A 21,812-nucleotide genomic window follows, 5' to 3' on the forward strand; every position below is an offset into this window, starting at 1 on the left:
CCGCGCTGGTTGTTCTCTGGCATAAGTTCGCGTGAACGGACGTTTCCAGTCCAAAGACTAATTAGTTCGCCAGTGTTCGGGCGGCACGGATAGCAAACCATTAATGTAGGGTTGGTATCGTGCATACAGTCCACGCAACGAGAACCAGAAAATGCGACACCTGACTGTCTATCAGCGTCTCGCGGCGATCATCGCCGTGATGTCGATCGCACTGTTCGCCGTCTCCGCCATGCAGATCCTGATGCTGCGCGGAACCGTTCTCGAGGAGCGGCAGACCATGGTCCGCAACCTCGTCGAGTCCGCCGTCAAGGTGCTGAGCTATTATGACGCCGCGGCGACCGCCGGCAAGGTCGCGCCGGAGCAGGCGCGGCAGCAGGCCTACGCCGCGATCGGCGCAATGCGCTGGGGCCAGTACAACGACTATCTCGGCGTCTACGGAACCGGATCGTCGGATGCGGGCGTGACCTACGTCCATGCCAACCCGAAATACATCAACGTCAACCGCTGGGACTTCAAGGATTCCACCGGCAAGCTCCTGATCCAGGACATCGTGCGCACGGCGCGCGCCGGCGGCGGCTTCGTCGAGTACAAGGTGCCGCGCGCCGGGGGGACGACCGAGCTGCCGAAGATGTCCTACGTCGGCGCCTATGGCAGCGGCGACAAGATGCTGGCGATCCAGGCCGGCGTGTATGTCGACGACATCGACGCAGTCGTCTATCAGCGTGCGATGTGGGCCGGCTTCGGCGCGCTTGCCGGTCTGCTGGTCGCCGCGGTCGTCGCCTTCTGGCTCGGACGCAGCGTCGTCGTTCCGCTCGACCGCACCTGCGTCGTGATGGACGAGCTGACCAAGGGCAATCTGGGCATCGAGGTGCCGTTCACCGATCGCAGGAACGAGATCGGCCGCATGGCGCGCAGCCTGCAGATCTTCAAGGACCATCTCGCCGAGAGCGAGCGCCTCCGGGCCGAGCAGGAGCAGTCCAAGCAGCAGGCCGCCGAGGAGCGCCGCACGGTGCTGGTGCGGATCGCCGACGAGTTCGAGCGCTCGATCGGCGGCGTGATCCAGACCACCGCGACCGCCGCCGGCGAGCTGCAGACCTCCGCGCAATCGATGTCGAGCATCGTCGCCGGCACCACCGACCAGAGCGCGAAGGTGGCCGCGGCCGCCGAGCAGACCGCCAAGAACGTGCAGACGGTGTCGGCCTCCGCCGAGCAGTTGTCGTCATCGATCCAGGAGATCGCCAAGCAGGTCACGCAGTCGTCGTCGATCGCCCAGAACGCGGTCGGGCAGGCGACGCGGACGGAGGCGATGGTCGACAGGCTGGTCCACGCGTCGCAGAAGATCGGCGAGGTGATGGCGCTGATCCAGACCATCGCGGGGCAGACAAACCTGCTGGCGCTGAACGCCACCATCGAATCGGCGCGTGCCGGCGAGGCCGGCAAGGGCTTCGCGGTCGTCGCCAACGAGGTCAAGGCGCTGTCGGCGCAGACCGCCAAGGCGACCGAGGAGATCACCAGCCAGATCGAAGCCATCCGCGACGCCACCGGCTCGACGGTCAACGCAATCCGCGAGATCGGCGCGACCATCGGGCAGATGAACGAGATCACCGACGCGATCGCAGCCGCGGTCGAGGAGCAGGGCGCTGCGACCAAGGAAATCGCCCGCAGCGTGCAGCAGGCGGCGCAGGGCACGCAGGGGGTCATGCAGCACATTGTCGGCGTGCGCGAGGCGTCCGGCCAGGTCGGCGCCGCAGCGGCACAGGTGTTGAGTGCGGCCTCGCAGCTCGGCAGCCAGTCGGATCAGCTCAAGACCCAGACCGGGCGATTCCTCGGCAACGTCCGCGCGGCGTGATGTCGGCGGCGGATGGTGACAGCTCACCCTCCGCCGATCTCCACGAGACGGTCGAGCAGCGCGGCCTGCGCCGGATTGATCCGGACCCTCGCCTCGGCGAGGTCGAACCAGGCGGCGCGGTCCACCTCGGGAAAGCGCTGGATACGGCCGCTGCGCGGCGGCCATTCGAGCTCGAACGCGTTGCTGGTGATGCAGCCGGCATCGAGGTCGGTCTCGGCGGCGAACGCCTCGACCACCTTGCCGCCGCGCTGCTTGATCTCGCCGAGCGGCAGCAGCGACGCCGTCAGCGTCGTGCCGAGCTCCTCGGCAAATTCGCGCCGCGCCACCGCCTCGGCCGCCTCGCCGGCGCCGAACTCGCCCTTCGGGATCGACCAGGCGCCGAGATCCTTGTTGCGCCAGAACGGGCCGCCGGGATGCACCAGGAGTACTTCCAATCCGTTGGAGGTCCTGCGAAAGGCGAGCACGCCCGCGCTGCGTGCCGGCATCGCCTCATGCCTCGCCGGTGCGCTGGATGAGGTCGCGCTCCCAGCCGAACACCGAACGGCCGTCGAGCTCTGGCGAGGCGGCGCGCTCGGTCGCGATGTAGGCATCGAGCGAGGGGCCGGTCGCGATGCGCTCCAGCCGGCGGGCCTGGTCGTCGAGCCGCTTCAGCGCCGACAGCGCCTCGTCGCGGCCGAGCTTGGCGTTGCCGACGGCCGATTTGAGCACGCGGATGGTCTCGTCATAGACCTTGATCGGCACCGGATAGGGATGCCGGTCCTTGCCGCCATGCGCCAGCGAGAACCGTGCCGGGTCGCTGAATCGATACGGCGCGCCATGCACGACCTCGGCGACCATGGCGAGCGAGCGCACGGTGCGGGCGCCGACGCCCGGCGTCAGCAGAAGGTCGGGGAAGTCGACCGGGCCGCGCTCGGCGGCAGCCGCGAGCGTGCCGTGCAGCCGGCGGGCGAACACGTCCTTCGGCCTGACGTCGTGATGCGCGGGCATGACAAGATGCGGCAGCAGGCCCTGGGTGGGCTCCGGCGTGCTCAGCCGTTCGAACTCCGTGACGACGCGGTCGGGGCCGAGATCGGTGAGCAGTTCGAGCTGGGCGTGGCGCGACGGCGCGGCGCGCTTGTCGGTGAGGTTGACGATCTCGCCCTGGACGGGACCATCGATGGCGCTGTGCGGCGCGTCGACGAAGCTCGCAAGCTGCTGCGAATGCCAGTGATAGCGCCGGGCCTGTCGGGCGTCGCCATTCATGCCCTGCTGCACCACGGTCCATTTGCCGTCGGCGGTGACGAAGAAGCCGTGCAGATAGAGGTCGAAGCCGTCCTGCACCGCGGCGCTGTCGACCTTGGCGACGAGCTTGCTGGTCCGGACCAGCTCCTCGCCGTCGAGGCCGAGCCGGTCGCTGAGCAGGCGCAACTCGTCGGGCGTCTTGCGCGAATGCTCGCCGCGGCCACCGCAGACGAAGATGCCGAGCTCGCCGGACAGCGGCTTCAGCCCGCGCTTCAGCGCGCCGATCACGCTGGTGGTGATGCCGGAGGAATGCCAGTCCATGCCCATGACGGCGCCGAACGATTGGAACCAGAACGGATGCGACATCCGCGCGAGGAATTCGTCGCGGCCGTAATGATGCACGATCGCCTGGGTGATGATGGCGCCGAGCGAGGTCATGCGCGTGCCGAGCCAGGCCGGGACGCGCCCGGAATGGAGTGGAAGATCGGCGCTGCCGGTGCGTCGGGCCATCGGAACCTTGCAGAGGAGGTGTGTCGCGCCAATCTAACAGATGGCGCGCCGATGTGCGATCGCTCCGATGGGACGCGGGCTGTGGCGCTATCCGGTTTGCCCGAGATGGCCGATCCAGTTCCTGAACAGCGTTTGCGCGGCGCTTTCTGCGGCGAGATCGGGCCGCAACGTCAATCCCGGGAGCTCGGCCGCCAGCGTCGGGTCGCGCCTTTCCTTGGCCCGCCGCTCGAACGCGTTGAGCACCGCCTCGGTCTCGGCGCTGAAATAGGATTTCGGCAGCCGCGGATAGTCGTCGCGCTGGCCGGCGAGAAAACGCGCGATGTCGCGCATGTATTCGCGCTGCAGGGAGAGCGCGTCATACTCGGGATGGCCCTGGAAGAACACGAATCGGCTCGGCGTCGAGCGCGCGAAGATGTCGACGCCGACCTCCTCCGACCGCGTCAGGATGTCGTAGCCGCGCTCTGCCAGCAGCGGCTCGTTGACGGCGTTGAGGCGGGAGTGCGGCACCTTGAGCGGCAAATGGATGCCGTGCGTGAGCCAGTCGTCCTGGACCTTCACGCAGTCGAAGACGCCGGAGCATTTGCTCGCAAGCCGCTGCCGCTCGATGTCGTCCAGGTGCAGCACGGCCGCGTGGGCCGCGAGACACGACCAGATCGTCGAGCGCGTGTTGGTTCTGGCCCAGTCGATCACGGAGGTGAGGTCCGACCAATAGGGCTCGTCGGGCAATGTCGCGGCGACAGGCTCGGCGCCGGTCACGATCAGGCCGTCGATGCCGAGCCGATCGAGCGACCCGATGTCCGCGTAGGACTGGGCGACGTGGCTCCTGGCCGCTTGCGAGCGCAAGATGGAGGGCAGCGAGAAGCAGTGCAGGCGGATGCGGACGTGCCGCGGCGCGCACTGCTGCAGCAGGCGGGCGATCTGGAGATCGGTCGCCTTCAGGGCGCTGTCCGGCATGTTGTTGACGAGGCCGATCGAAAGCTCGATCGGGCGCCCTCCGCGGTCGTCGAACTCGGCGGGCGCGAGGGCAGGGCTCGCGATCCTGCGATGTCGGTCGAACAGCAGGGTCATCGGCTGATCGCTCTACTCCGCCGCATCCAACTGACGCGTGCGAGGGCAGGCCTGGGCGAGCGCCTGGTCGAGATCCTCGATGATGTCGCTGACATGCTCGATGCCGATCGACAGCCGGATCGTCTCGGGGAGGACGCCCGCCTTGCGCTGGTCGTCCGGCGGCATCTGCCGATGCGTGGTCGATGCGGGATGGCAGGCCAGCGACTTCGCATCGCCGATATTGACCAGCCGCGTGACGAGCTTCAGGGCGTCGTAGAACACCTTGCCTGCCTCCATGCCGCCCTTGATCCCGAACGTGAACAGCGACGACGCCCGGCCGTCGAGATATTTTTGGACCAGAGGGTAGTAGCGGCTGTCGGCGAAGCCGGCGTAGTTGACCCATTCTACGCGCGGATCGTTGCGCAGGAATTCGGCGACCTTGCGCGCATTCTCGACGTGGCGCTCCATGCGCAACGCGACCGTCTCGATGCCCTGCAGCAGCAGGAAGGCATTGAACGGCGACAGCACCGCACCCATGGTCCGCTGATAGACGCTGCGCGCGCGCTGGATGTAGGCGCTGCGGCCGAAATGATCGGTGTAGACCATCCCGTGATAGGACGCGTCGGGCTGGGTGAAGGCGGGAAAACGGTCGGCATGATCCTTCCAGGGGAAGTTGCCGCTGTCGACCAGCATGCCGCCCAGCGTCGTGCCATGACCGCCGAGAAACTTGGTCAGCGAATGCACCGCGATGTCGGCGCCGTAATCGAACGGCCGCAGCAGGATCGGTGTTGCGACGGTGTTGTCGACGATCAGCGGCACGCCGTTGCGATGCGCAACCTTCGCCAGCGCCTCGATGTCGCAGACATTGCCGGCGGGATTGCCGATCGTCTCGGCGAACACGGCCTTGGTGTTTTCGTCGATGAGACGCTCGATGGCATCGGGCGCATCGCTCTCGGCAAAGCGCCCAGTGATGCCCTGGCGCGGCAGGATGTGCCCGAGCAGCGTGTGCGTGGTGCCATAGAGCTGCGGCACCGAGACGATGTTGCCGCCGCTGTCGGCCAGATTGACGAATGCGAAGTGAAGCGCGGCCTGCCCGGTGCCGACGGCGAGCGCGCCGACGCCGCCCTCAAGCTCGGTGACGCGCTTCTCGAGCACCGCCGTGGTCGGATTGGAGATACGGCTGTAGCGGTAGCCCTCGGCTTCGAGATTGAACAGCGCGGCGCCGTGATCGGCGCTGTCGAAGGCGTAGGCGGCGGTCTGATAGATCGGAACCGCGACGGCCTTGGTGGTCGCCTCCGGTTCATAGCCGGCGTGGATTGCAATCGTCTCATTGCGCATCGGCGATCTCCACTCCCGCATCCGTCCACAATGCAGGTTGCACGTATTCCGCGAGGGGGTCGTTGTAGGAGCGCAGGCGTAAAGCGGGCAATAATTCGCGACAAGAACGACGAAATAACCCTAACGATGTGTGGCCGATAAGCTTCGAATTAGCGTGCGGTTGGGACCGGGAGGAGGGACCGAATTTGCTGTCCGACCAGATCCAGTGCTGCTTTGGCCTGCGGCAGGATCGCACCGAGCGCGTGAAAATTGTGGACCATGCCGTTGTGACAGACATGCGCGACCGTGACACCAGCTTCCGCGAGCCGTGCGGCATAGGCATTGCCCTCGTCACGCATCGGGTCGAATTCCGCGGTGTGGATCACGGCGGGGGGAAGCCCAGCCAGCGTCTCACGGCACAACGGCGATATCAGTGGATTGGCGACATCGACCTCGCCAACCAGATAGTCGGCGAGGTCGGCCTGCCAGGTCGCCCTGTCGATCAGGTGGCCGGTCCCGAACAGCTCGCGCGACGGCCAGAAATTGGAGAAATCGAGCACCGGACAGATCAGGCACTGCAGCGCGATCCTAAGATCGGTGCTGCCGACGGCCTGCTGACAAACGGCGGCGGCGAGCGTGGCGCCCGCGGAATCGCCGCCGATCACAATCCGACCGCCGTCGATGCCGAGCGCGGCCGCGCGATCGATGGCGAAGTGAACCGCAGCGATCGCATCCTCGATCGCTGCGGGGAACTTGTGCTCAGGCGCGAGGCGGTAGTCGATCGAGAGCAGCCGGCAGCCGGAAGCGGCGGCAAGCGCGGCGGCGACCTTGTCGTGCGTGTCGATGCTGCCTGCCACGAGACCGCCGCCGTGAAAGTAGACGAAGCCGGGGAAGGGCGCCCCAGTATCATCCGGGCCTGCTGCAGGCGTATACAGGCGATAACGAAGCAGCCCAGAGGGCCCGGAGAAATTGCCGTCCCGCGTGATGACGGCGCCGCAGTCGTTGCGCGCGAATTGCATCAGCTTGGCGAGCGACTGCTGCCGCTGCGCGGGGCCCGGACGCTCCTGGCTTTCCGGCACAGCGGCAGCCACCATCGAAAGCAGGCGCTGGGCGCGAGGGTCGAGCGGCATGACAGCTCCAATTAACCAAGGCATCGAGCATTGTGCCCATCAGCAGTGAATCGATCGTGAGCAGCAGGTCGCGACGGGGAAATCCTTAAAATGTTCACGCCAGAAGTGCAGACACGATCGATGCCGAACGGGAGCGCCGCATGACCCACATCGTCAAGCCTGTCAGCTACTCGCAGACCTGGACCTTCTTCGACGGCGAATGGCGCGAGGGCAATGCGCCGATCATGGGCGTCCGGACCCACGCGACATGGCTCGCGTCGACCGTGTTCGACGGCGCACGCGCATTCGAAGGCGTGACGCCAGATCTCGATCGCCACTGCGCGCGCGTGAATCAGTCCGCGATCAATTTCCGGCTCAAGCCGGTGGTGGACGTCGAGACCTGGATGGGGTTGGCGCGGGAGGGGATCGCGCGGTTCGGAGCGAGAGCCGAGCTCTACATCCGCCCGATGTACTGGGCGCAGCATGGCGCCGGCGGCGGTGTCCTGTTCGATCCCGAGACCACCAATTGGTGCCTTTGCATCTATGAGGCGCCGATGCCGCAGCCGACGGGCAACGCCATCACGCTGTCGCCGTTCCGGCGGCCGACCGCCGAATGCGCGCCGGTCGATGCCAAGGCGGCCTGCCTCTATCCGAACAATTCGCGCGCGCTGATCGAGGCGGCCTCGCGCGGCTTCAACAATTGCCTGATGCTCGATCTGCTCGGCAACGTCGCCGAGTTCGGCAATGCCAACGTGTTCATGGTCAAGGACGGCGTGGTGTTCACGCCGGTGCCGAACGGCACGTTTCTCAACGGGATCACCCGCCAGCGCGTGGCCGAGCTGCTGCGAGCCGACGGCGTCAGCGTGGTCGAGACCACGCTGCGCTATGCGGACTTCCTGGCCGCCGACGAGATCTTCTCGTCGGGCAACTTCGCCAAGGTCGCGCCGGTGATCCGCATCGACGAGCGGACGCTGCCGAGCGGTCCGGTGTTCAACCGTGCGCGCAGGCTGTACTGGGACTATGCGCACCAGGTCAGGGTAGCCGCCTGAGCTAGGGGCCGTACAGCGGCAGCTCGGTGTCGCTGAGATCGCCGAGGCGCGGCGGCTGCGGTCCCTTGATGTACTTCCGGCCGCGCCGCTCGGTGTAGATGCCGACGAGACCGTCAATCGGCCCGTTAGCGTCGATGATGACAGAAACGGCGGCGCGACGCAGCAGCAGGCGGCCGACGGTACCGGCGCAGGAAACGTAGTCGGAGATGCTGCGGCAGTAGATCAGCTGCATCGCAGGCAACGCAAAGCGTCCCTGCCGGATGCGGACCTTCTGCAGCACCAGCGGAACGGGGCCCGCCGTCGATCGCACCACCACGCTGAGGCAGCCATAGCGCGCATGGCGCATCAGCAATTCGGCCTCATCCGACGGAACGCCATCCACGGTGCGGGCGTCTGCCCTGACCTTCTCAACCGGCGAACTGAGGCCAGCCAGCGACAGCGCGGGCATCGAAAAGAACAGGCCGCTGCAATAGGCGCGAAATCCTTGCGCCTCAATGATCGGCCAGGTCTGCCTTGCGGCGCTGATGTTGACGTAAGTGACCTCCGGCCGACGCTGTGCGATTCTCGTCAGCATCGTCGCGTAGTTGCGAAAGGCAGGTTCGACATACCAGCTCGACAGATTGCACCAGATCTGCGGCTCCGCAGGCGTGCCGCGATCGCTATGGATGACGAGCAGGACGCCGGCCGCATTGCCGTCTTGCTCGAGCAGATAGCCGTAGCGTGGATAGCCGTCGGGCGTCGGGCGCGCGGCTTGCCGCTGCAGGCCGCTCGACCAATAGCCGCGGGGCCGCCGGGGGAAGCCGCGTGTCAAGAGATCGGTGATCGCGTCCAGATCGGAGTCTCCGATCTCGCGGCACCGGATCGGCGGCTTGGGCGCGCCCATGAGATGTTCTGCCGATCCCTCGACGGCGGCTTCGTGGCGTCAGCCGACGGTGCTTGCCTGGCGCTCGAACTGCAGCGCTTCCCGTACGCGCGACGGCCAGCGCGTCGGATCGATGCCGTGGGTGTGGAATAGCGCGACCGCGAGGCGATCCATGCCGAAAGCCACGCAACCGGTGTGCGCCGGTGCACCATCGGCGTCGATGATGCCCCAGGTGGTGCCGAAATGCTCGCGGTGATAGTTGAAGCTCATGCAGGCGGTCGGCTGCTCTTCCGAGCGCAGAGGCACTAGCAGCTCGAATTTCAACGCCTGCTGCTTCTGGCTGACCGCCTTCATCTGGCCGACGCGGCCGAAGAACGGGTCGCTGGCGTGATCGACCCGGAACGACAGGCCGAGATCGCGGGCAATCGCCTGCGCCTTCACCATCCAGCGGTCACGGAATGCCGAGACGTCGTCGGGCGTGCCGATGCAGACATATTCGCGCATCCGGAACGACTGCAGGCGGTCGAGATAACGCGACGGCTCGCGGCGGAAGCAATCGGCCGCGACGTCGAAGCGCAGGCCGCCGACCGGCAGGGCGCCGCGGCTCGCCGCGATCGGATAGACCGGATAGCAGGCCGCGGGCGACAGCACGAGGTCGGCTGGTGACAATGAGGTGGTCCAGTCGCCGCCCTTGTCGAACCGTGCCACGGCTTCATGGATGTCCCGCTCGGTGCCGTGCAGGCCGCAGACGCAGCCGAGCAGGTTGGGGAAACTCTTGAGATAGCCCGACTTTTCGAGCTGGGCGCGGCTCATGACCGGCGGAAAGCGCATGACCTCCGTGCCGGGCTCGCGATGTCGCGTGATGAGCGTCGTGAGCCGCTCCACCACGCCTTCATACAGCGCGGTCCGCGCATAGACGCCATCTGCGCCCATGCGATGGAACAGGGCGCCGGTCAAATGATCGAGCGCGTCGGCCGGCTGGGGCGCAATCTCGGGCGACTGCGGAAGAACGGGAATCGTCATTGTGCAAATCCTGAGTGGAGGCAATGGCTGCGATCGGCGTGATCATTCATGGAGCGAGGTCGGTACCGTGCTCATCAAGTTGGCCGTGGCAATGCTTGTGAGAATACGGTCGTTGTTGATCATGATCGGCGCCGACAGAACGTCTCGGAGGTGGCGGCCGATCGAGAACTCGCCGTCGTTGCGATAACCCGAGAGGCCGCAGGCGCGCATGGCGTGCATCACGGTCTCGACGGCAAGTTCCGAGGCCTGCACCTTCAACAGCGTGATCGAGGATTGGAAGTCGAGCGAGCTCAGCGCCCGCTCGTCATATTCGTGGGCGACGAAGGCATCCATGTTGGTGACGATCATTGCGCGCAGCCGGGCCAGCGCCATCTTCGCCGCGGTGTAATGCGCAGCTGCCGGCGGCATCTGTCCGCCGGCGCCGCGTGCGGCCTTGCGCAGGAAGCGCTGGGCGCGCTCCACGGCAGCCGCAGCGATGCCGGCCCAGGCCGACGACCAGCACAGATGTGCGAACGGTGTCATCGTCTGGCCGTGGATGCGACCATAGGATTCGGTGAACATGCGGTCGGAGGGACAGCTCACCTCGAGCGCGAATCCGGTCGAGCAGGTGCCGCGCATGCCCAGCGTTTCCCAGCCAAGGGTGCGCGAAATTGTGTAGTCATCCCTGGTCAGCGCCAGCAGCACCTGATCGGAGGCGGCGGCGCCGTCGGTGCGCCGGGCAATCGTGACGAGGCCATCGGCTTCCGCGCCATAGGAGATCACCGTGGCGTCGCGCTTCAGCGTGATACGGTCACCCTCGTGGCCGACCGCCGCAGCGCTGGCGCGGATATTGCCGCCGTTCTGGCCTTCGGTGGTGGAGGAGGCCATCAGCAGCTGCTCGGCGGCGATCCGGCGCATCAGCGATTCCATATAGGGATTGCCGCGGCCGTGACGAACCAGGCAGGCGACCTTGGTTTGGTGCATAGCGAAGATCATGGCGCTGGAGGCGCAGGCGCGGCCGAGCTCATAGCAGACGTCGGCAATGTCGTGGATCGAGGCGCCGAAGCCACCGAACTCGACGGGTATCTGCATCCCGAGCAGCTTGTGCTCGCGTGCCGCATCGATCGCGGCCTTCGGGAAGCGGCCGTCACGGTCGACCTCTTCGGCTTCCGCCGCGGCCTGCGTCGCAACAGCGGCGGTCCGCTGGACGAATAAGGAGCTGCGATCGAGCAGGAGGCTGTCGCCGTCGTCGGGGATCGGGTTGCGAAGCGCGGTTCCCTGGAGAGTCATGGTCGATCGATACTCCGGATCTTGTCTCTTTGAGAGAGCGGCACGCGCATCCGCAGTAGCAGGCCGATGCGCTGCGCCTTCTTTGGGCTGCAACGCAGGGTATGGATTTGATTCAAATGCGTCGACGAAATTCAGGGTAAACGCCGCGCAATCGACGGGTGGGGGTTAATTTCCGGTTGGTTCGATCCGAGAATTTTGGACCAAGCCGTTAGCGTTAAGACGAGTTCAGACTGGAATGGGGATGCGGCGTAACTCTTTCGACGCCGAATTGCGTTATCTCCCCTGCGCGTGCGTCGATCAGATCCGACGCGCCGGAACAAGTCGCGAGTGAAGAGGACCCCATGCCGAGTTTCGATGTCGATGTCAGTCGCAGGATCGTGGCGCTCGTGCGTGATATCCTCGCGCAGAATTCTACGGCCGCCGACGTGGCGGCGGATGCCAAGCTCGTCGATGTCGGGCTGACCTCGATGGACATGGTCAACCTGATGCTGGCGATCGAGGCGGAGTTCGATTTCACCATTCCGCAGGAGCTGATCACGCCGGAGAACTTCCAGTCGGTCGCAACGCTGGAGCGGCTGGTGAGCGGTCAGTTGGCGGCAGCGAAGGCCGCCTGACCCAGTTGCCATGCCCCGCGGATCACCGCGTCGCTGTTTTCAATTCGCCGCAAAGCTGGCATTCTCGTCTCCGCTGGAGATGGGGACGTCATGACGAAGGCTGTGCTTGGCATTATCGGCGGCTCGGGCATCTATGATCTGCCGGGATTGGAAGATGCGCGCGAAGAGGTGATCGCGAGTCCCTGGGGTGAGCCGTCGGCGCCGGTACGCCGGGGGACGATCGCGGGCCTGCCGATCGTGTTCCTTCCGCGCCATGACAAGGGACACCGACTGTCCCCGTCCGACATCAATTACCGCGCCAATATCGACGTGCTGAAGCGTGCGGGCGTCACCGACCTGGTGTCGCTGTCGGCCTGCGGCTCGTTCAAGGAAGAGCTCCCGCCGGGCACCTTCGTGCTGGTCGATCAGTTCGTCGATCGCACCTACAAGCGCGAGAGCTCGTTCTTCGGCAGGGGGTGTGTCGCCCACGTCTCGATGGCGCATCCGGTTTCACCGCGGTTGCGGATTCATCTCGCGGCTGCGGCCGAGGCCGAGGGCATCGCGATCGCGCGCGGCGGCACCTATGTCTGCATGGAGGGGCCGCAATTCTCGACCTATGCCGAAAGCATGACCTACAAGGCGTCAGGCTATTCGGTCATCGGCATGACCAACATGCCGGAGGCGAAGCTCGCCCGCGAGGCCGAGATCTGCTACGCGACGGTCGCGATGGTGACCGACTTCGACTGCTGGCATCCGGATCACGACGCCGTCACCGTGCAGGATATCATTCGCGTGCTCACCACCAACGCCGACAGGGCGAAATCGCTGGTGGCGCGGCTCGCCCGGGAGTTTCCGCGCGAGCATGAACCGTGCCCGATCGGCTCCGACCGAGCGCTCGACACCGCCTTGATCACTGCGCCGGAGGCGCGCGATCCCGAGCTTCTGAAGAAGCTCGATGCGGTCGCAGGCCGTATCTTGCGTGGTTGAGGGGGGATCGAACATGAAGGTGGACGGCAGGCATTATCGCAGCATCTGGCTCGACTCCGACGGCTGGTCGGTCTGCGCGATCGATCAACGCCGATTGCCGCACGAGTTCGTGGTGGCGAAGATCACGACATGCGAGGAGGCGGCGGACGCGATCCGCGGCATGCTGGTCCGCGGTGCGCCGCTGATCGGCGCCACCGCCGCGTTCGGCATGGCGCTGGCGATGCGCGACGACCGCTCCGATCCTGGCATCGACCGCGCCTACGAGATGCTGATCGCGACGCGGCCGACGGCGATCAACCTGAAATGGGCGCTCGACACGATGAGCACGATGCTGCGCCGGCTGGCACCGTCGGAGCGGCGCGATGCGGCCTATTCGCGCGCCGTCGACATTGCCGGCGAGGACGTCACGATCAACCAGGGCATCGCCGCGCATGGCTTCGCGCTGATCGAGGCGGCCGCGGCGCGCAAGAAGCCGGGCGAAGTCGTGAACGTGCTGACCCACTGCAATGCCGGCTGGCTTGCGACCGTCGATTGGGGCACGGCGACCGCGCCGATCTATCTTGCGCACGATCGCGGCATTCCGATCCATGTCTGGGTCGACGAGACACGGCCGCGCAATCAAGGCGCCTCGCTGACCGCCTGGGAGCTCGGGCATCACGGCGTGGCGCATACCGTCATCCCGGATAACACCGGCGGCCATCTCATGCAGCATGGGATGGTCGATCTCGCCATCGTCGGCACCGACCGCGTCGCCGCCAATGGCGACGTCTGCAACAAGATCGGCACCTATCTCAAGGCACTGGCCGCGCACGACAATGGCGTGCCGTTCTATGTCGCGCTGCCGTCGCCGACGATCGACTTCGCCGTCGCCGAAGGACGGCAGATCCCGATCGAGCAGCGCAGCGCGCAGGAGGTCACTGAGATGACGGGTCGCACCGCCGACGGTCGCATCGAGACCGTGCGCATCGTTCCGCCGGGCTCGCCGGTTGCGAACTACGGCTTCGACGTCACCCCGGCACGGCTGGTGACGGGGTTGATCACGGAGCGCGGCGTGCTGCAGGCTGACGGAGCGGCGCTGGCGGCCGCATTTCCCGAGCGGGCGAACCAAACGAACTATTGAGATCCTCGTCATTGCGAGCGCAGCTACGTGTCCGCCGAAGCCCAAAGGACGAAGGCGGAAGCAATCCAGAATCCCGCGAAGCCCCCGGCTCGCTTCGGCGCAGGAGCGCCTCGCAATGACGATCAGCGCAGGCGCAGTCCCGTCGCGGCTTCCAGCTCCGCAATCGCCTGCGATGCGCTGACAACCTTGATCGTCGTCATGCCCATCTCGCGCGCCGGCTTCAGGTTGACGCCGAGATCGTCGAGGTAGACGCAGTCCGCGGGGCTGACGCCGAGCGTCTCGGTCATCATCCGGTAGATCCGGGGATCGGGCTTGCGCAGCCCGATCTTGGCCGATTCGATCACGTGATCGAACAGCACCATCACCTCCGCGACGTACAACGAGCGGCCGCCCTGGCTGCCGATTGCGTTCGCCGGCAGATTGTTGGTGATGCAGCCGGTCTTGCATTCCGTCTTGATGCGGCGGAGCGCCTCGACCATGCCGGGCCGGAGATCGCCGGCGAGCAGCGGCAGCACCTCGCGCCCGCTGACCGCTGCGCCGCCGAGCGCCAGCGACTCCTCCGCAAACAGCCGGTCGAAAGTGTCGAGGTCGATCTCGGCGCGCTCGAATTTCGCCCAGGCATTCTCGAGATGGTTGGCAGCATTGGTGTTGCGGATGATGTCGACGGGATAGCCGCGCTCCTTCTCGAACCGCGCGAAGGCCTCGAACGGCGATGTCGTCATCACGCCACCGAAATCAAAGATCACCGCCTCGACCATGTCAGTCCCATCCTCGTTCGATCCCCGGATGATCGCTAGCATGGGACGCCGCACTTGGCGATATCGGTCGCAGCCGCTATTGCTGCCGCGATGAAGCTATCTCACGCAATCACTGCAGCCGCCGCTCTGCTGGCACCATCGCCAACCCTTGCCATGGTCGGCAATGCGCCCGCGCTGAATGATGGCATCGGGCGCTCCGTGGTCACGATCGTCGGCTCGCGCGGCAATTTTTGCAGCGGCGCACTGATTGCCCCGAAGCTCGTGTTGACCGCCGGACATTGCGTGCAGCCGGGGCTCGATTACCGCATCGTGGAATACGATCGTGACCGCAAGCCGGTTCTCAAGACGGTCCGGCGGGTGGCGGTGCATCCGAGCTTCAGCGTGCAGGCCATCCTGGCGCATCGCGCCACCGCCGATGTCGCGCTGCTGGAATTGGAGGCGCCCGCGGAGGCGCGCGTGCCGGCGGCGCTTGGCGTGCCGCAGCCGCCGCTTGCCGCCGGCAATGCGTTCACGGTCGCAGGGATCGGTGTCGCTGTCCCAGGCGACGGAAAGAGCGGCGGCATGGTGCGCGGGGCGGCGTTGGTTGCGACGGGCAAACCGGGCACGCTGCAGATCCGGCTCGTCGATCCGGCGACGCAAGGCGTGCGGCCCGGATTGGGCGGCTGCACCGGCGACTCCGGCGGGCCTGCTTTCGAGACGCAGCCGCAAGGTCAGGTGCTGATCGGCGTCATCTCATGGTCGACCGGACCGAATCTCGGCGACGGCTGCGGCGGCATGACCGGCGTCACGCCGCTCACGCTGTATCGCGACTGGGTCGCACAGACCGCGCGGCAATGGGGCATGCCGCTCAGCGGAAATTGAGATCGTTCAGGGCTGGGTTGCGGCTCGCGGTCGCGGGTTGACCATCGTCGTGATCGGGTTCAGCCTGTCGCGCGAGGAAACAACATCAAGACCAAAGCCCAGGGACTCCCATGAACGTCATCGCGCCCATCCGGGAGGCCGCGTCCTCGCACGCGACCGAACATTTCGACGTGCTGATCGTCGGCGCCGGCATCTCCGGTGTCGGCAGCGCCTATCAGTTGACCAAGCAGATGCCCGACAAGCGCTTCGTGATCCTGGAGAGCCAGGACAGCTTTGGCGGCACCTGGCGGACGCACCGCTATCCCGGTATCCGCTCCGACAGCGACCTGCATACGTTCGGCTACAGCTTCAAGCCATGGGTCGGGCCGCCGATCGCGACCGCGGAAGAGATCCTCAACTACATGGGCGACGTGATCGAGGAGAACGACCTTGGCCGCCACATTCGCTATGGCCACCTCATCCTGTCCGCGAGTTGGTCGAGCGCGACCAGTCTCTGGACGGTCCAAGCGGTGAAGGGCAGGGATCACGAGCCCGTCACCTTTACAACGAATTTTCTCTGGATGTGCCAGGGCTACTACCGACACTCCAAGGGCTACACGCCTGAGTGGCCGGACATGGTGAAGTTCAAGGGCCGCATCGTCCATCCGCAGCTGTGGCCCGAGGATCTCGATCTCACGGGCAAGCAGGTCGTGGTGATCGGCTCCGGTGCGACGGCCGCGACCATCCTGCCGTCGATCGCCGGCCAATGCGCGCATGTGACGATGCTGCAGCGGTCGCCGACCTACTTCCGCGTCGGCCGCAATGCGATCGAGCTGGCCGAGGAGCTGCGGAGACTGCAGGTGAAGGAGGAATGGATCCATGAGATCGTCAGGCGCAAGATCCTGTTCGAACAGGATTGGTTCACCAAGCGCTGCCTGACCGAGCCCGACCAGGTGAAGAAGGAGCTGATCGGCCAGATCAGCGCCATCCTCGGACCCGACTATACGGCCAAGCACTTCACGCCGAGCTACCGCCCGTGGCGGCAGCGTATCGCCTTCGTGCCGGATGCCGACCTGTTCGAGGGCATCAAGAGCGGCAAGGCCTCGGTTGTGACCGACGAGATCGAGCGGTTCACCGAGACAGGCATCAAGCTGAAGTCCGGCGACGAGCTCAAGGCCGACATCATCATCACCGCGACCGGCTTCGATCTCTGCGTGCTCGGCGACATCGCGTTTACGATCGACGGCAAGCCGCTCGACTTCGCTGACACCGTGACCTATCGCGGCATGATGTTCACCGGCGTGCCGAACCTGGCCTGGGTGTTCGGCTATTTCCGCGCCAGTTGGACGTTGCGCACGGACCTCGTCGCGGATTTCGTGTGCCGCCTGCTCGCGCACATGAAAGAAAAAGGTGTGAGCAAGGTCGTGCCGGCGCTGCGCCCGGAGGATCACAACATGCCGCTGCTGCCATGGATCGACCCGGAGAACTTCAACCCCGGCTACATGATGCGCAACATGCATCTGCTGCCTAAGCGCGGCGACAAGCCGGAGTGGCAGCACAGCCAGGACTACTGGAGCGAGAAGGATCAGATCCCGGCGATCGATCTGGATGATCCGGCGTTCGTGTACGGGTGAGGCGATGACTTTCTGAGTCTCGCTGGAGCCTCAAATACGGTGTCGTCCCCGCGAACGCGGGGACCCATGACCACCGGCGGGTACTGGTCGGCGAAAGGGTCAACGCGTAGCCTGCCTCAAGACACATCACGCGGTATGGGTCCCGGGTCGGCGCCCGTCGACGCTCCGCGTCGCCGAGCTTGCCCGGGACGACAGTCTTGTAGGGACGCGCGATTCGGCTCGCCTCAATTCTCCCGCCGCGCCACACCGGTCGCGACAGCCGCGGCGGCGGTGCGGTTCTCGACGCCGAGCTTGGCGTAGATCTGCTCGAGATGCTTGTCGACCGTGCGCGGACTCAGTCCCAGGATCTGCGCGATGTCGCGGTTGGTCTTGCCCTTGGAGAGCCAGGACAGCACCTCGCCCTCGCGCGTGGTGAGACCAAACGCGCTGGAGAACTGCTTGGGCAGCTCACCGGAGGACTCCTTGGCGAGCCGCAGCAGGAATTCGTTCGACCCGGCTCCACCCATGTAGTAGAGGCGCAATTCGGGATGATCGGGAATCGAAGCGGCGGCCTTGGCGCCGCCTTTGCCGTTCTGCGCCTGATCCAGCCACAGCCGCAGCGCTTCCGGCAGCACGAGCTCCTCCGCCGTGCCAAAACTGTCCGACAACAGCTTCTGGGCCTGCGGCGTCGCCCACATCAGCCGTCCCTCGCGGTTGACGGCGAGCAGGAAGCGACCGGAGACGTCGAGCGCGGCGCGCGCGCTCTGCGTCATCCGGGCGTTGGCGAGATGCACGCGGATGCGCGCCAGCATCTCCGAGACGGCGATCGGCTTGGTGACGTAGTCGACGCCGCCGGCCTCCAGTCCCTGCACGATGTGCTCGGTGTCGGCGAGCCCGGTCATGAAGATCACGGGGACGTTGGAGAGGCCTGTCTCGCGCTTGAGCTTGCGGCAGGTCTCGAAGCCGTCCATGCCGGGCATGACCGCATCGAGCAGGATGATGTCCGGCGTGATCTGGTCGATAATGCGCATGGCCGCGGCGCCATCGAGCGCAACCATGACGGTCATGCCGGCCCCATCCAGCGCGTCCGTCAGCAGCCGAAGCGTCTCCGGCGAGTCGTCGACGACCAGAGCGACGTCGCGCTTCTTGCTGTCAATGCTCATAGGCGTGCAAGGTCTTCAGAGTTGCCATGTACTGATCGAGATCGAAGCGGTCGATGAGCGTGCGCATCTGGGCGACGAAGTCGGCATGCTCGGGATGCGCGTTGCGGATCTCGTCGAGCTTGAGCTGAATGGCCCTGATGTAGCCGATCTGGCCGAGGCTCATCAGCTCTTCGACATATTTGAGCGGCGGCCGGGATCCTGTGTCCGGCCGCCAGCGTGGCGGGGCCACGGGCGTGTCGGTCTGGTAGCTCCATTCGAGCTTCAGCAACTGACGTATTGCCTCCAGCAGCCTTGGGATGTCGATCGGCTTCATCAGGTAGCTGTCGTGAAAGGGTTGCGCCAACGGCCGCCCATGAGCTTCGAGCGCGCTCGCAGATGTCATCAGGATCCGGGCCTGGTGATGACCGCTGTTGCGCAAGGTCTCGGCCACTGTCCAGCCGTCCATGCCGGGCATCGAGATGTCCAGAATGAACAGATCCGGCTGGCAGTGTTGTGCGAGCGCGAGGCAGGCGGGACCGTCGGGCGCGCTCAGCAGGATGAAGCCGAGCGGCGTCAGTACTTCGCGCAGGAGGTCGCGATGCACAGGATCATCGTCAGTGATGAGGATCGTCCTGCGCGGCCCGAGATAGCCGGCCACCGGTGCCTTCACCGGCGCATGCCGCGTCGGGTTTGTCACCTCGGACAGCAGGATCTTGACCTTGAAGGTGCTGCCGGCGCCGACGCTGCTCTCGACCTTGATGTCGCCGCCCATGACACCGGCGAGCAGACGGCTGATCGTCAGGCCCAGTCCCGTGCCGGTCTGCGGCTGCGCGGCCCCGAGCGCGCCACGCTCGAACGGCGCGAAGATTCGCTCCAGATCGTCAGGCTGGATGCCGGGACCCGTGTCGACCACCTCGAACTCGGCCACCGGGCTCCGATAGTGCACGACGAACTGGACGCTGCCTTCCCCGGTGAATTTGATGGCATTCGACAGCAGGTTGATCAGGATCTGGCGCAGCCGCTTCTCGTCGGCATAGACGACCAGCGGCAGGACCGCCGGCCGCTTGAATACGAAGTCGACGCCCTTCGCCGCGGCCTGCAATCGGAACATGCCCACGAGCTGATCCAGGAATTCGCTGAGACGGACCTCGTCGCGCGACAGATACAGCCGCCCGGCTTCGATCTTGGAGATATCGAGAATTCCGTCGATCAGGCCGGACAGATGATCGGCGCTGCGGCGGACGACGCGAACCTGGTCCCGCGGCTTCGGTGCGAGGCTCGTGTCCTGCTCGAGCAGTTGCGCATAGCCGGAGATCGCGTTCAGCGGCGAGCGCAGCTCATGGCTGAGGCCGACCACATAGCGGCTCTTGGCGAGATTGGCTGATTCCGCAACTTCCTTGGCGCGCTGCAACTCTGCATCGGTGCGCTTGTGCGCCTCGATCTCCTGAATCAACAGCTGGGTCTGCCGCCGCGTCTCGTCTTCGGCCGCACGGCGGCTCTGCTGGGCCAGCACGAACAGCCACGTCACGACACCGATGATGATGGAGAGGGCGAAGAACACCTTCCACAGCACATCGGAGATGATGCCCTTGAAGCCCGGCAGCGCCGCCGACGTCTCCAGATAGATCATGCCGAGCGTCAGCGCGACGAGCCCGGCCGATGTCAGAAATACACCGACATAATGACCGAGCTGCGAGTTGAACTTGGCCAGCAACGACTCTGGCAGCATGCCGCTGAGCGCCGCTGCGACCTGAGCATGGGCCCGCGCGTGCGGCTTGCACAGATCGTGGCAGCGCGCATCGAGCGAGCAGCACAGCGAGCAGATCGGACCGGCATAGGCCGGGCAGGAGGCGGTATCCTCCGGTTCGAAGTGATGCTCACAGATGCAGCATTGGATCTGCTCGATGTTCTGCCAGCTCCGCTTTGGCTTGCGCGCCAGATAGTATTTGCCGTCGGTCAGATAGGCGATCGCAGGCGCGGTGACGAGCGCGACGCCGAGCGCGACGAAGGTCGACAGCGCCTTTCCGGTCGGCCCGAACAGGCCATAGAAGGCGCTGATCGAGACGATCGTCGCGATCGTCATCGCGCCGACCCCGACCGGGTTGATGTCGTAGAGATGGGCGCGCTTGAACTCCATCTGCGGCGGGCGCAGGCCCAGCGGCTTGTTGATCACGAGGTCGGCCACCAGCGCGCCCACCCAGGAGATCGCGATGTTGGAGTACAGCGCCAGCGTCTGCTCCAGCGCCTTGTAGACGCCGATCTCCATCAGCAGCAGCGCGACGACGACGTTGAACACGAGCCAAACCACGCGGCCGGGGTGGCTGTGCGTCAGGCGCGAGAAGAAGTTCGACCAGGCGATCGAGCCGGCATAGGCGTTGGTGACGTTGATCTTGATCTGGGAGACGATCACGAAGGTGCCGGTCAACGCAAGCGCCAAATCCGGCCGGGCCAACACGTAGCGGAACGCCTCCAGATACATGTGCGCCGGTTCGGCGGCGTGGTCGGCGGAGACGCCGTGGCTCAGCGCGAAGAAGGCGAGGAACGAGCCTGCCAGCAGCTTCAGTGCCCCGAGCACGATCCAGCCGGGGCCAGCCGACAACAACGCGATCCACCACGACCGTTTGGACGTGCGGCGGTCACGCGGCAGGAAGCGCAGGAAGTCGACCTGCTCGCCGATTTGGGCGACCAGCGAGAACACGACCGCCGCGGCGGTCCCGAACAGCGCCAGATCGAGATGGCCCATGGGATCGCCGTGCTCGCCGGGAAACTGCTGCCATTCGACGAAGGAGTGCGGGCTGGCATAGGCGATCGCGGCAAAGGGGAGGATGTGCAGCACGACCCATAGCGGCTGTGTCCACAGCTGGAAGCGACTGATCAGGGTGATGCCGTAGGTGACGAGCGGGATGATGACGACGGCGCTGATGAGATAGCCGATCGGCCGGGGAATGCCGAAGCACATCTCCAGCGCCGAAGCCAGGATGACCGCCTCGATGGCGAAGAAGATGAAGGTGAACGACGCGTAGATCAGCGAGGTGATGGTCGAGCCGATATAGCCGAAGCCGGCGCCGCGGGTCAGCAGGTCGATGTCGATGCCGCATTTGGCCGCATGGTAGGCAATCGGCAGGCCGCAGCAGAAGATGATCACACTGGCGACCAGGATCGCGGCGGTCGCGTTGGTGACGCCATAGTTCAAGGTGATGGTGCCGCCGATCGCCTCAAGTGCGAGGAACGAGATCGCGCCCAACGCCGTGTTGGCGACGCGGGCGGCGGACCAGCGCCGCGCGCTCTTGGCCGTAAAACGGAGCGCATAGTCCTCCAACGTCTGGTTGGCGACCCATTGGTTGTATTGGCGCCTGACGCGGTCGATCCGCTGCCGCCCTGCCACTCTCGAACTCCTCACGCGAAGCGGATCGCCCGCACGCTTTGTCCTGCCGCTCGCAAGACCTACGCAGAGCCTACGTCGCGCTTTTGCGGTGCAGTATACGCAATCTTGCGTATCCGTG

18 protein-coding genes are annotated in these 21,812 nt (G+C 65.7%); 7 read left to right on the forward strand and 11 right to left on the reverse strand.

Annotated features, from left to right (window positions below):
• Positions 1 to 151: 151 nt before the first annotated feature.
• Positions 152 to 1,849, forward strand: coding sequence for a methyl-accepting chemotaxis protein (locus QX039_RS28015; protein ID WP_315774233.1), 1,698 nt, complete (start codon positions 152 to 154; stop codon positions 1,847 to 1,849).
• A gap of 23 nt (positions 1,850 to 1,872) precedes the next feature.
• Here QX039_RS28015 and QX039_RS28020 read toward each other — a convergent pair whose 3' ends face one another.
• From QX039_RS28020 to QX039_RS28040, 5 genes are all read right to left on the reverse strand, one after another.
• Entirely contained in the window at positions 1,873 to 2,334 is a 462-nt protein-coding gene (locus tag QX039_RS28020) for an NUDIX domain-containing protein (RefSeq protein WP_315774231.1), read from the reverse strand.
• A gap of 4 nt (positions 2,335 to 2,338) precedes the next feature.
• Positions 2,339 to 3,580: a DUF763 domain-containing protein gene (locus QX039_RS28025; RefSeq protein WP_315774229.1), complete on the reverse strand. Its 1,242-nt coding sequence runs from the start codon at positions 3,578 to 3,580 to the stop codon at positions 2,339 to 2,341.
• A gap of 87 nt (positions 3,581 to 3,667) precedes the next feature.
• A complete protein-coding gene (locus tag QX039_RS28030) occupies positions 3,668 to 4,648 on the reverse strand; it encodes a homoserine O-succinyltransferase (RefSeq protein WP_315774227.1) in 981 nt (326 codons plus the stop codon).
• A gap of 12 nt (positions 4,649 to 4,660) precedes the next feature.
• A complete protein-coding gene (locus tag QX039_RS28035; RefSeq protein ID WP_315774225.1) occupies positions 4,661 to 5,965 on the reverse strand; it encodes an O-acetylhomoserine aminocarboxypropyltransferase/cysteine synthase family protein in 1,305 nt (434 codons plus the stop codon).
• A 149-nt stretch (positions 5,966 to 6,114) separates the two neighbouring features.
• A complete protein-coding gene (locus QX039_RS28040; RefSeq protein ID WP_315774224.1) occupies positions 6,115 to 7,074 on the reverse strand; it encodes an alpha/beta hydrolase in 960 nt (319 codons plus the stop codon).
• Positions 7,075 to 7,214: 140 nt separating this feature from the next.
• Between QX039_RS28040 and QX039_RS28045 the strand changes: the two genes are divergently transcribed.
• Positions 7,215 to 8,102 (forward strand): branched-chain amino acid aminotransferase, encoded by an 888-nt coding sequence (locus tag QX039_RS28045; RefSeq protein WP_315774222.1) that lies wholly within the window; start codon positions 7,215 to 7,217, stop codon positions 8,100 to 8,102.
• A 1-nt stretch (position 8,103) separates the two neighbouring features.
• On the opposite strand, the gene QX039_RS28050 is transcribed toward QX039_RS28045, so the two are convergent.
• The 3 genes from QX039_RS28050 to QX039_RS28060 are packed head-to-tail and all read right to left on the reverse strand — an operon-like array spanning position 8,104 to position 11,256.
• The gene (locus QX039_RS28050; protein WP_315774220.1) at positions 8,104 to 8,985 is read right to left on the reverse strand and encodes an acyl-CoA acyltransferase; all 882 of its coding nucleotides are present in this window, start codon (positions 8,983 to 8,985) and stop codon (positions 8,104 to 8,106) included.
• A 39-nt stretch (positions 8,986 to 9,024) separates the two neighbouring features.
• Positions 9,025 to 9,987, reverse strand: coding sequence for an amino acid--[acyl-carrier-protein] ligase (locus QX039_RS28055; RefSeq protein WP_315740614.1), 963 nt, complete (start codon positions 9,985 to 9,987; stop codon positions 9,025 to 9,027).
• A 42-nt stretch (positions 9,988 to 10,029) separates the two neighbouring features.
• Positions 10,030 to 11,256 carry an acyl-CoA dehydrogenase family protein gene (locus QX039_RS28060; protein WP_315740613.1) on the reverse strand — a complete coding sequence of 409 codons (1,227 nt, stop codon included), beginning with the start codon at positions 11,254 to 11,256 and terminating at the stop codon, positions 10,030 to 10,032.
• A 341-nt stretch (positions 11,257 to 11,597) separates the two neighbouring features.
• Here QX039_RS28060 and QX039_RS28065 point away from each other — a divergent pair, with 341 nt between their 5' ends.
• The 3 genes from QX039_RS28065 to mtnA all read left to right on the forward strand — a co-directional run bounded on the left by QX039_RS28065 (position 11,598) and on the right by mtnA (position 13,956).
• The gene (locus QX039_RS28065; RefSeq protein ID WP_315740612.1) at positions 11,598 to 11,870 is read left to right on the forward strand and encodes a phosphopantetheine-binding protein; all 273 of its coding nucleotides are present in this window, start codon (positions 11,598 to 11,600) and stop codon (positions 11,868 to 11,870) included.
• 90 nt (positions 11,871 to 11,960) lie between these two features.
• On the forward strand, positions 11,961 to 12,836 hold the full coding sequence (locus QX039_RS28070) for an S-methyl-5'-thioadenosine phosphorylase (protein WP_315740611.1): 876 nt from the start codon (positions 11,961 to 11,963) through the stop codon (positions 12,834 to 12,836).
• A 13-nt stretch (positions 12,837 to 12,849) separates the two neighbouring features.
• Positions 12,850 to 13,956, forward strand: coding sequence for an S-methyl-5-thioribose-1-phosphate isomerase (gene mtnA / locus QX039_RS28075; RefSeq protein ID WP_315740610.1), 1,107 nt, complete (start codon positions 12,850 to 12,852; stop codon positions 13,954 to 13,956).
• Positions 13,957 to 14,078: 122 nt separating this feature from the next.
• Here mtnA and QX039_RS28080 read toward each other — a convergent pair whose 3' ends face one another.
• Entirely contained in the window at positions 14,079 to 14,714 is a 636-nt protein-coding gene (locus tag QX039_RS28080; protein WP_315740609.1) for an HAD-IA family hydrolase, read from the reverse strand.
• 90 nt (positions 14,715 to 14,804) lie between these two features.
• Here QX039_RS28080 and QX039_RS28085 point away from each other — a divergent pair, with 90 nt between their 5' ends.
• Together QX039_RS28085 and QX039_RS28090 are read left to right on the forward strand one after the other, a co-directional pair.
• Positions 14,805 to 15,575, forward strand: coding sequence for a S1 family peptidase (locus tag QX039_RS28085; protein ID WP_315740608.1), 771 nt, complete (start codon positions 14,805 to 14,807; stop codon positions 15,573 to 15,575).
• A gap of 110 nt (positions 15,576 to 15,685) precedes the next feature.
• Positions 15,686 to 17,188 (forward strand): NAD(P)/FAD-dependent oxidoreductase, encoded by a 1,503-nt coding sequence (locus QX039_RS28090; RefSeq protein WP_315740607.1) that lies wholly within the window; start codon positions 15,686 to 15,688, stop codon positions 17,186 to 17,188.
• Between the two features lie 224 nt (positions 17,189 to 17,412).
• Here QX039_RS28090 and QX039_RS28095 read toward each other — a convergent pair whose 3' ends face one another.
• Positions 17,413 to 18,330 (reverse strand): response regulator transcription factor, encoded by a 918-nt coding sequence (locus QX039_RS28095; protein WP_315740606.1) that lies wholly within the window; start codon positions 18,328 to 18,330, stop codon positions 17,413 to 17,415.
• Positions 18,320 to 21,694, reverse strand: coding sequence for an ATP-binding protein (locus QX039_RS28100; RefSeq protein WP_315740605.1), 3,375 nt, complete (start codon positions 21,692 to 21,694; stop codon positions 18,320 to 18,322). The genes QX039_RS28095 and QX039_RS28100 overlap by 11 nt, the downstream gene beginning before the upstream one ends.
• Positions 21,695 to 21,812: the final 118 nt, after the last annotated feature.

The organism is Bradyrhizobium sp. SZCCHNR1043 (genome assembly GCF_032489675.1).
Classification (GTDB): Bacteria; Pseudomonadota; Alphaproteobacteria; order Rhizobiales; family Xanthobacteraceae; genus Bradyrhizobium.

Coding starts and splice junctions, on each gene's coding strand:
- QX039_RS28015 (WP_315774233.1), top strand. CDS start 152: ATGCGACACCTGACTGTCTATCAGCGTCTCGCGGCGATCATCGCCGTG.
- QX039_RS28060 (WP_315740613.1), bottom strand. CDS start 11,256: ATGACTCTCCAGGGAACCGCGCTTCGCAACCCGATCCCCGACGACGGC.
- QX039_RS28085 (WP_315740608.1), top strand. CDS start 14,805: ATGAAGCTATCTCACGCAATCACTGCAGCCGCCGCTCTGCTGGCACCA.
- QX039_RS28095 (WP_315740606.1), bottom strand. CDS start 18,330: ATGAGCATTGACAGCAAGAAGCGCGACGTCGCTCTGGTCGTCGACGAC.
- mtnA (WP_315740610.1), top strand. CDS start 12,850: ATGAAGGTGGACGGCAGGCATTATCGCAGCATCTGGCTCGACTCCGAC.
- QX039_RS28045 (WP_315774222.1), top strand. CDS start 7,215: ATGACCCACATCGTCAAGCCTGTCAGCTACTCGCAGACCTGGACCTTC.
- QX039_RS28040 (WP_315774224.1), bottom strand. CDS start 7,074: ATGCCGCTCGACCCTCGCGCCCAGCGCCTGCTTTCGATGGTGGCTGCC.
- QX039_RS28035 (WP_315774225.1), bottom strand. CDS start 5,965: ATGCGCAATGAGACGATTGCAATCCACGCCGGCTATGAACCGGAGGCG.
- QX039_RS28065 (WP_315740612.1), top strand. CDS start 11,598: ATGCCGAGTTTCGATGTCGATGTCAGTCGCAGGATCGTGGCGCTCGTG.
- QX039_RS28070 (WP_315740611.1), top strand. CDS start 11,961: ATGACGAAGGCTGTGCTTGGCATTATCGGCGGCTCGGGCATCTATGAT.
- QX039_RS28030 (WP_315774227.1), bottom strand. CDS start 4,648: ATGACCCTGCTGTTCGACCGACATCGCAGGATCGCGAGCCCTGCCCTC.
- QX039_RS28050 (WP_315774220.1), bottom strand. CDS start 8,985: ATGGGCGCGCCCAAGCCGCCGATCCGGTGCCGCGAGATCGGAGACTCC.
- QX039_RS28055 (WP_315740614.1), bottom strand. CDS start 9,987: ATGACGATTCCCGTTCTTCCGCAGTCGCCCGAGATTGCGCCCCAGCCG.
- QX039_RS28090 (WP_315740607.1), top strand. CDS start 15,686: ATGAACGTCATCGCGCCCATCCGGGAGGCCGCGTCCTCGCACGCGACC.
- QX039_RS28025 (WP_315774229.1), bottom strand. CDS start 3,580: ATGGCCCGACGCACCGGCAGCGCCGATCTTCCACTCCATTCCGGGCGC.
- QX039_RS28080 (WP_315740609.1), bottom strand. CDS start 14,714: ATGGTCGAGGCGGTGATCTTTGATTTCGGTGGCGTGATGACGACATCG.
- QX039_RS28020 (WP_315774231.1), bottom strand. CDS start 2,334: ATGCCGGCACGCAGCGCGGGCGTGCTCGCCTTTCGCAGGACCTCCAAC.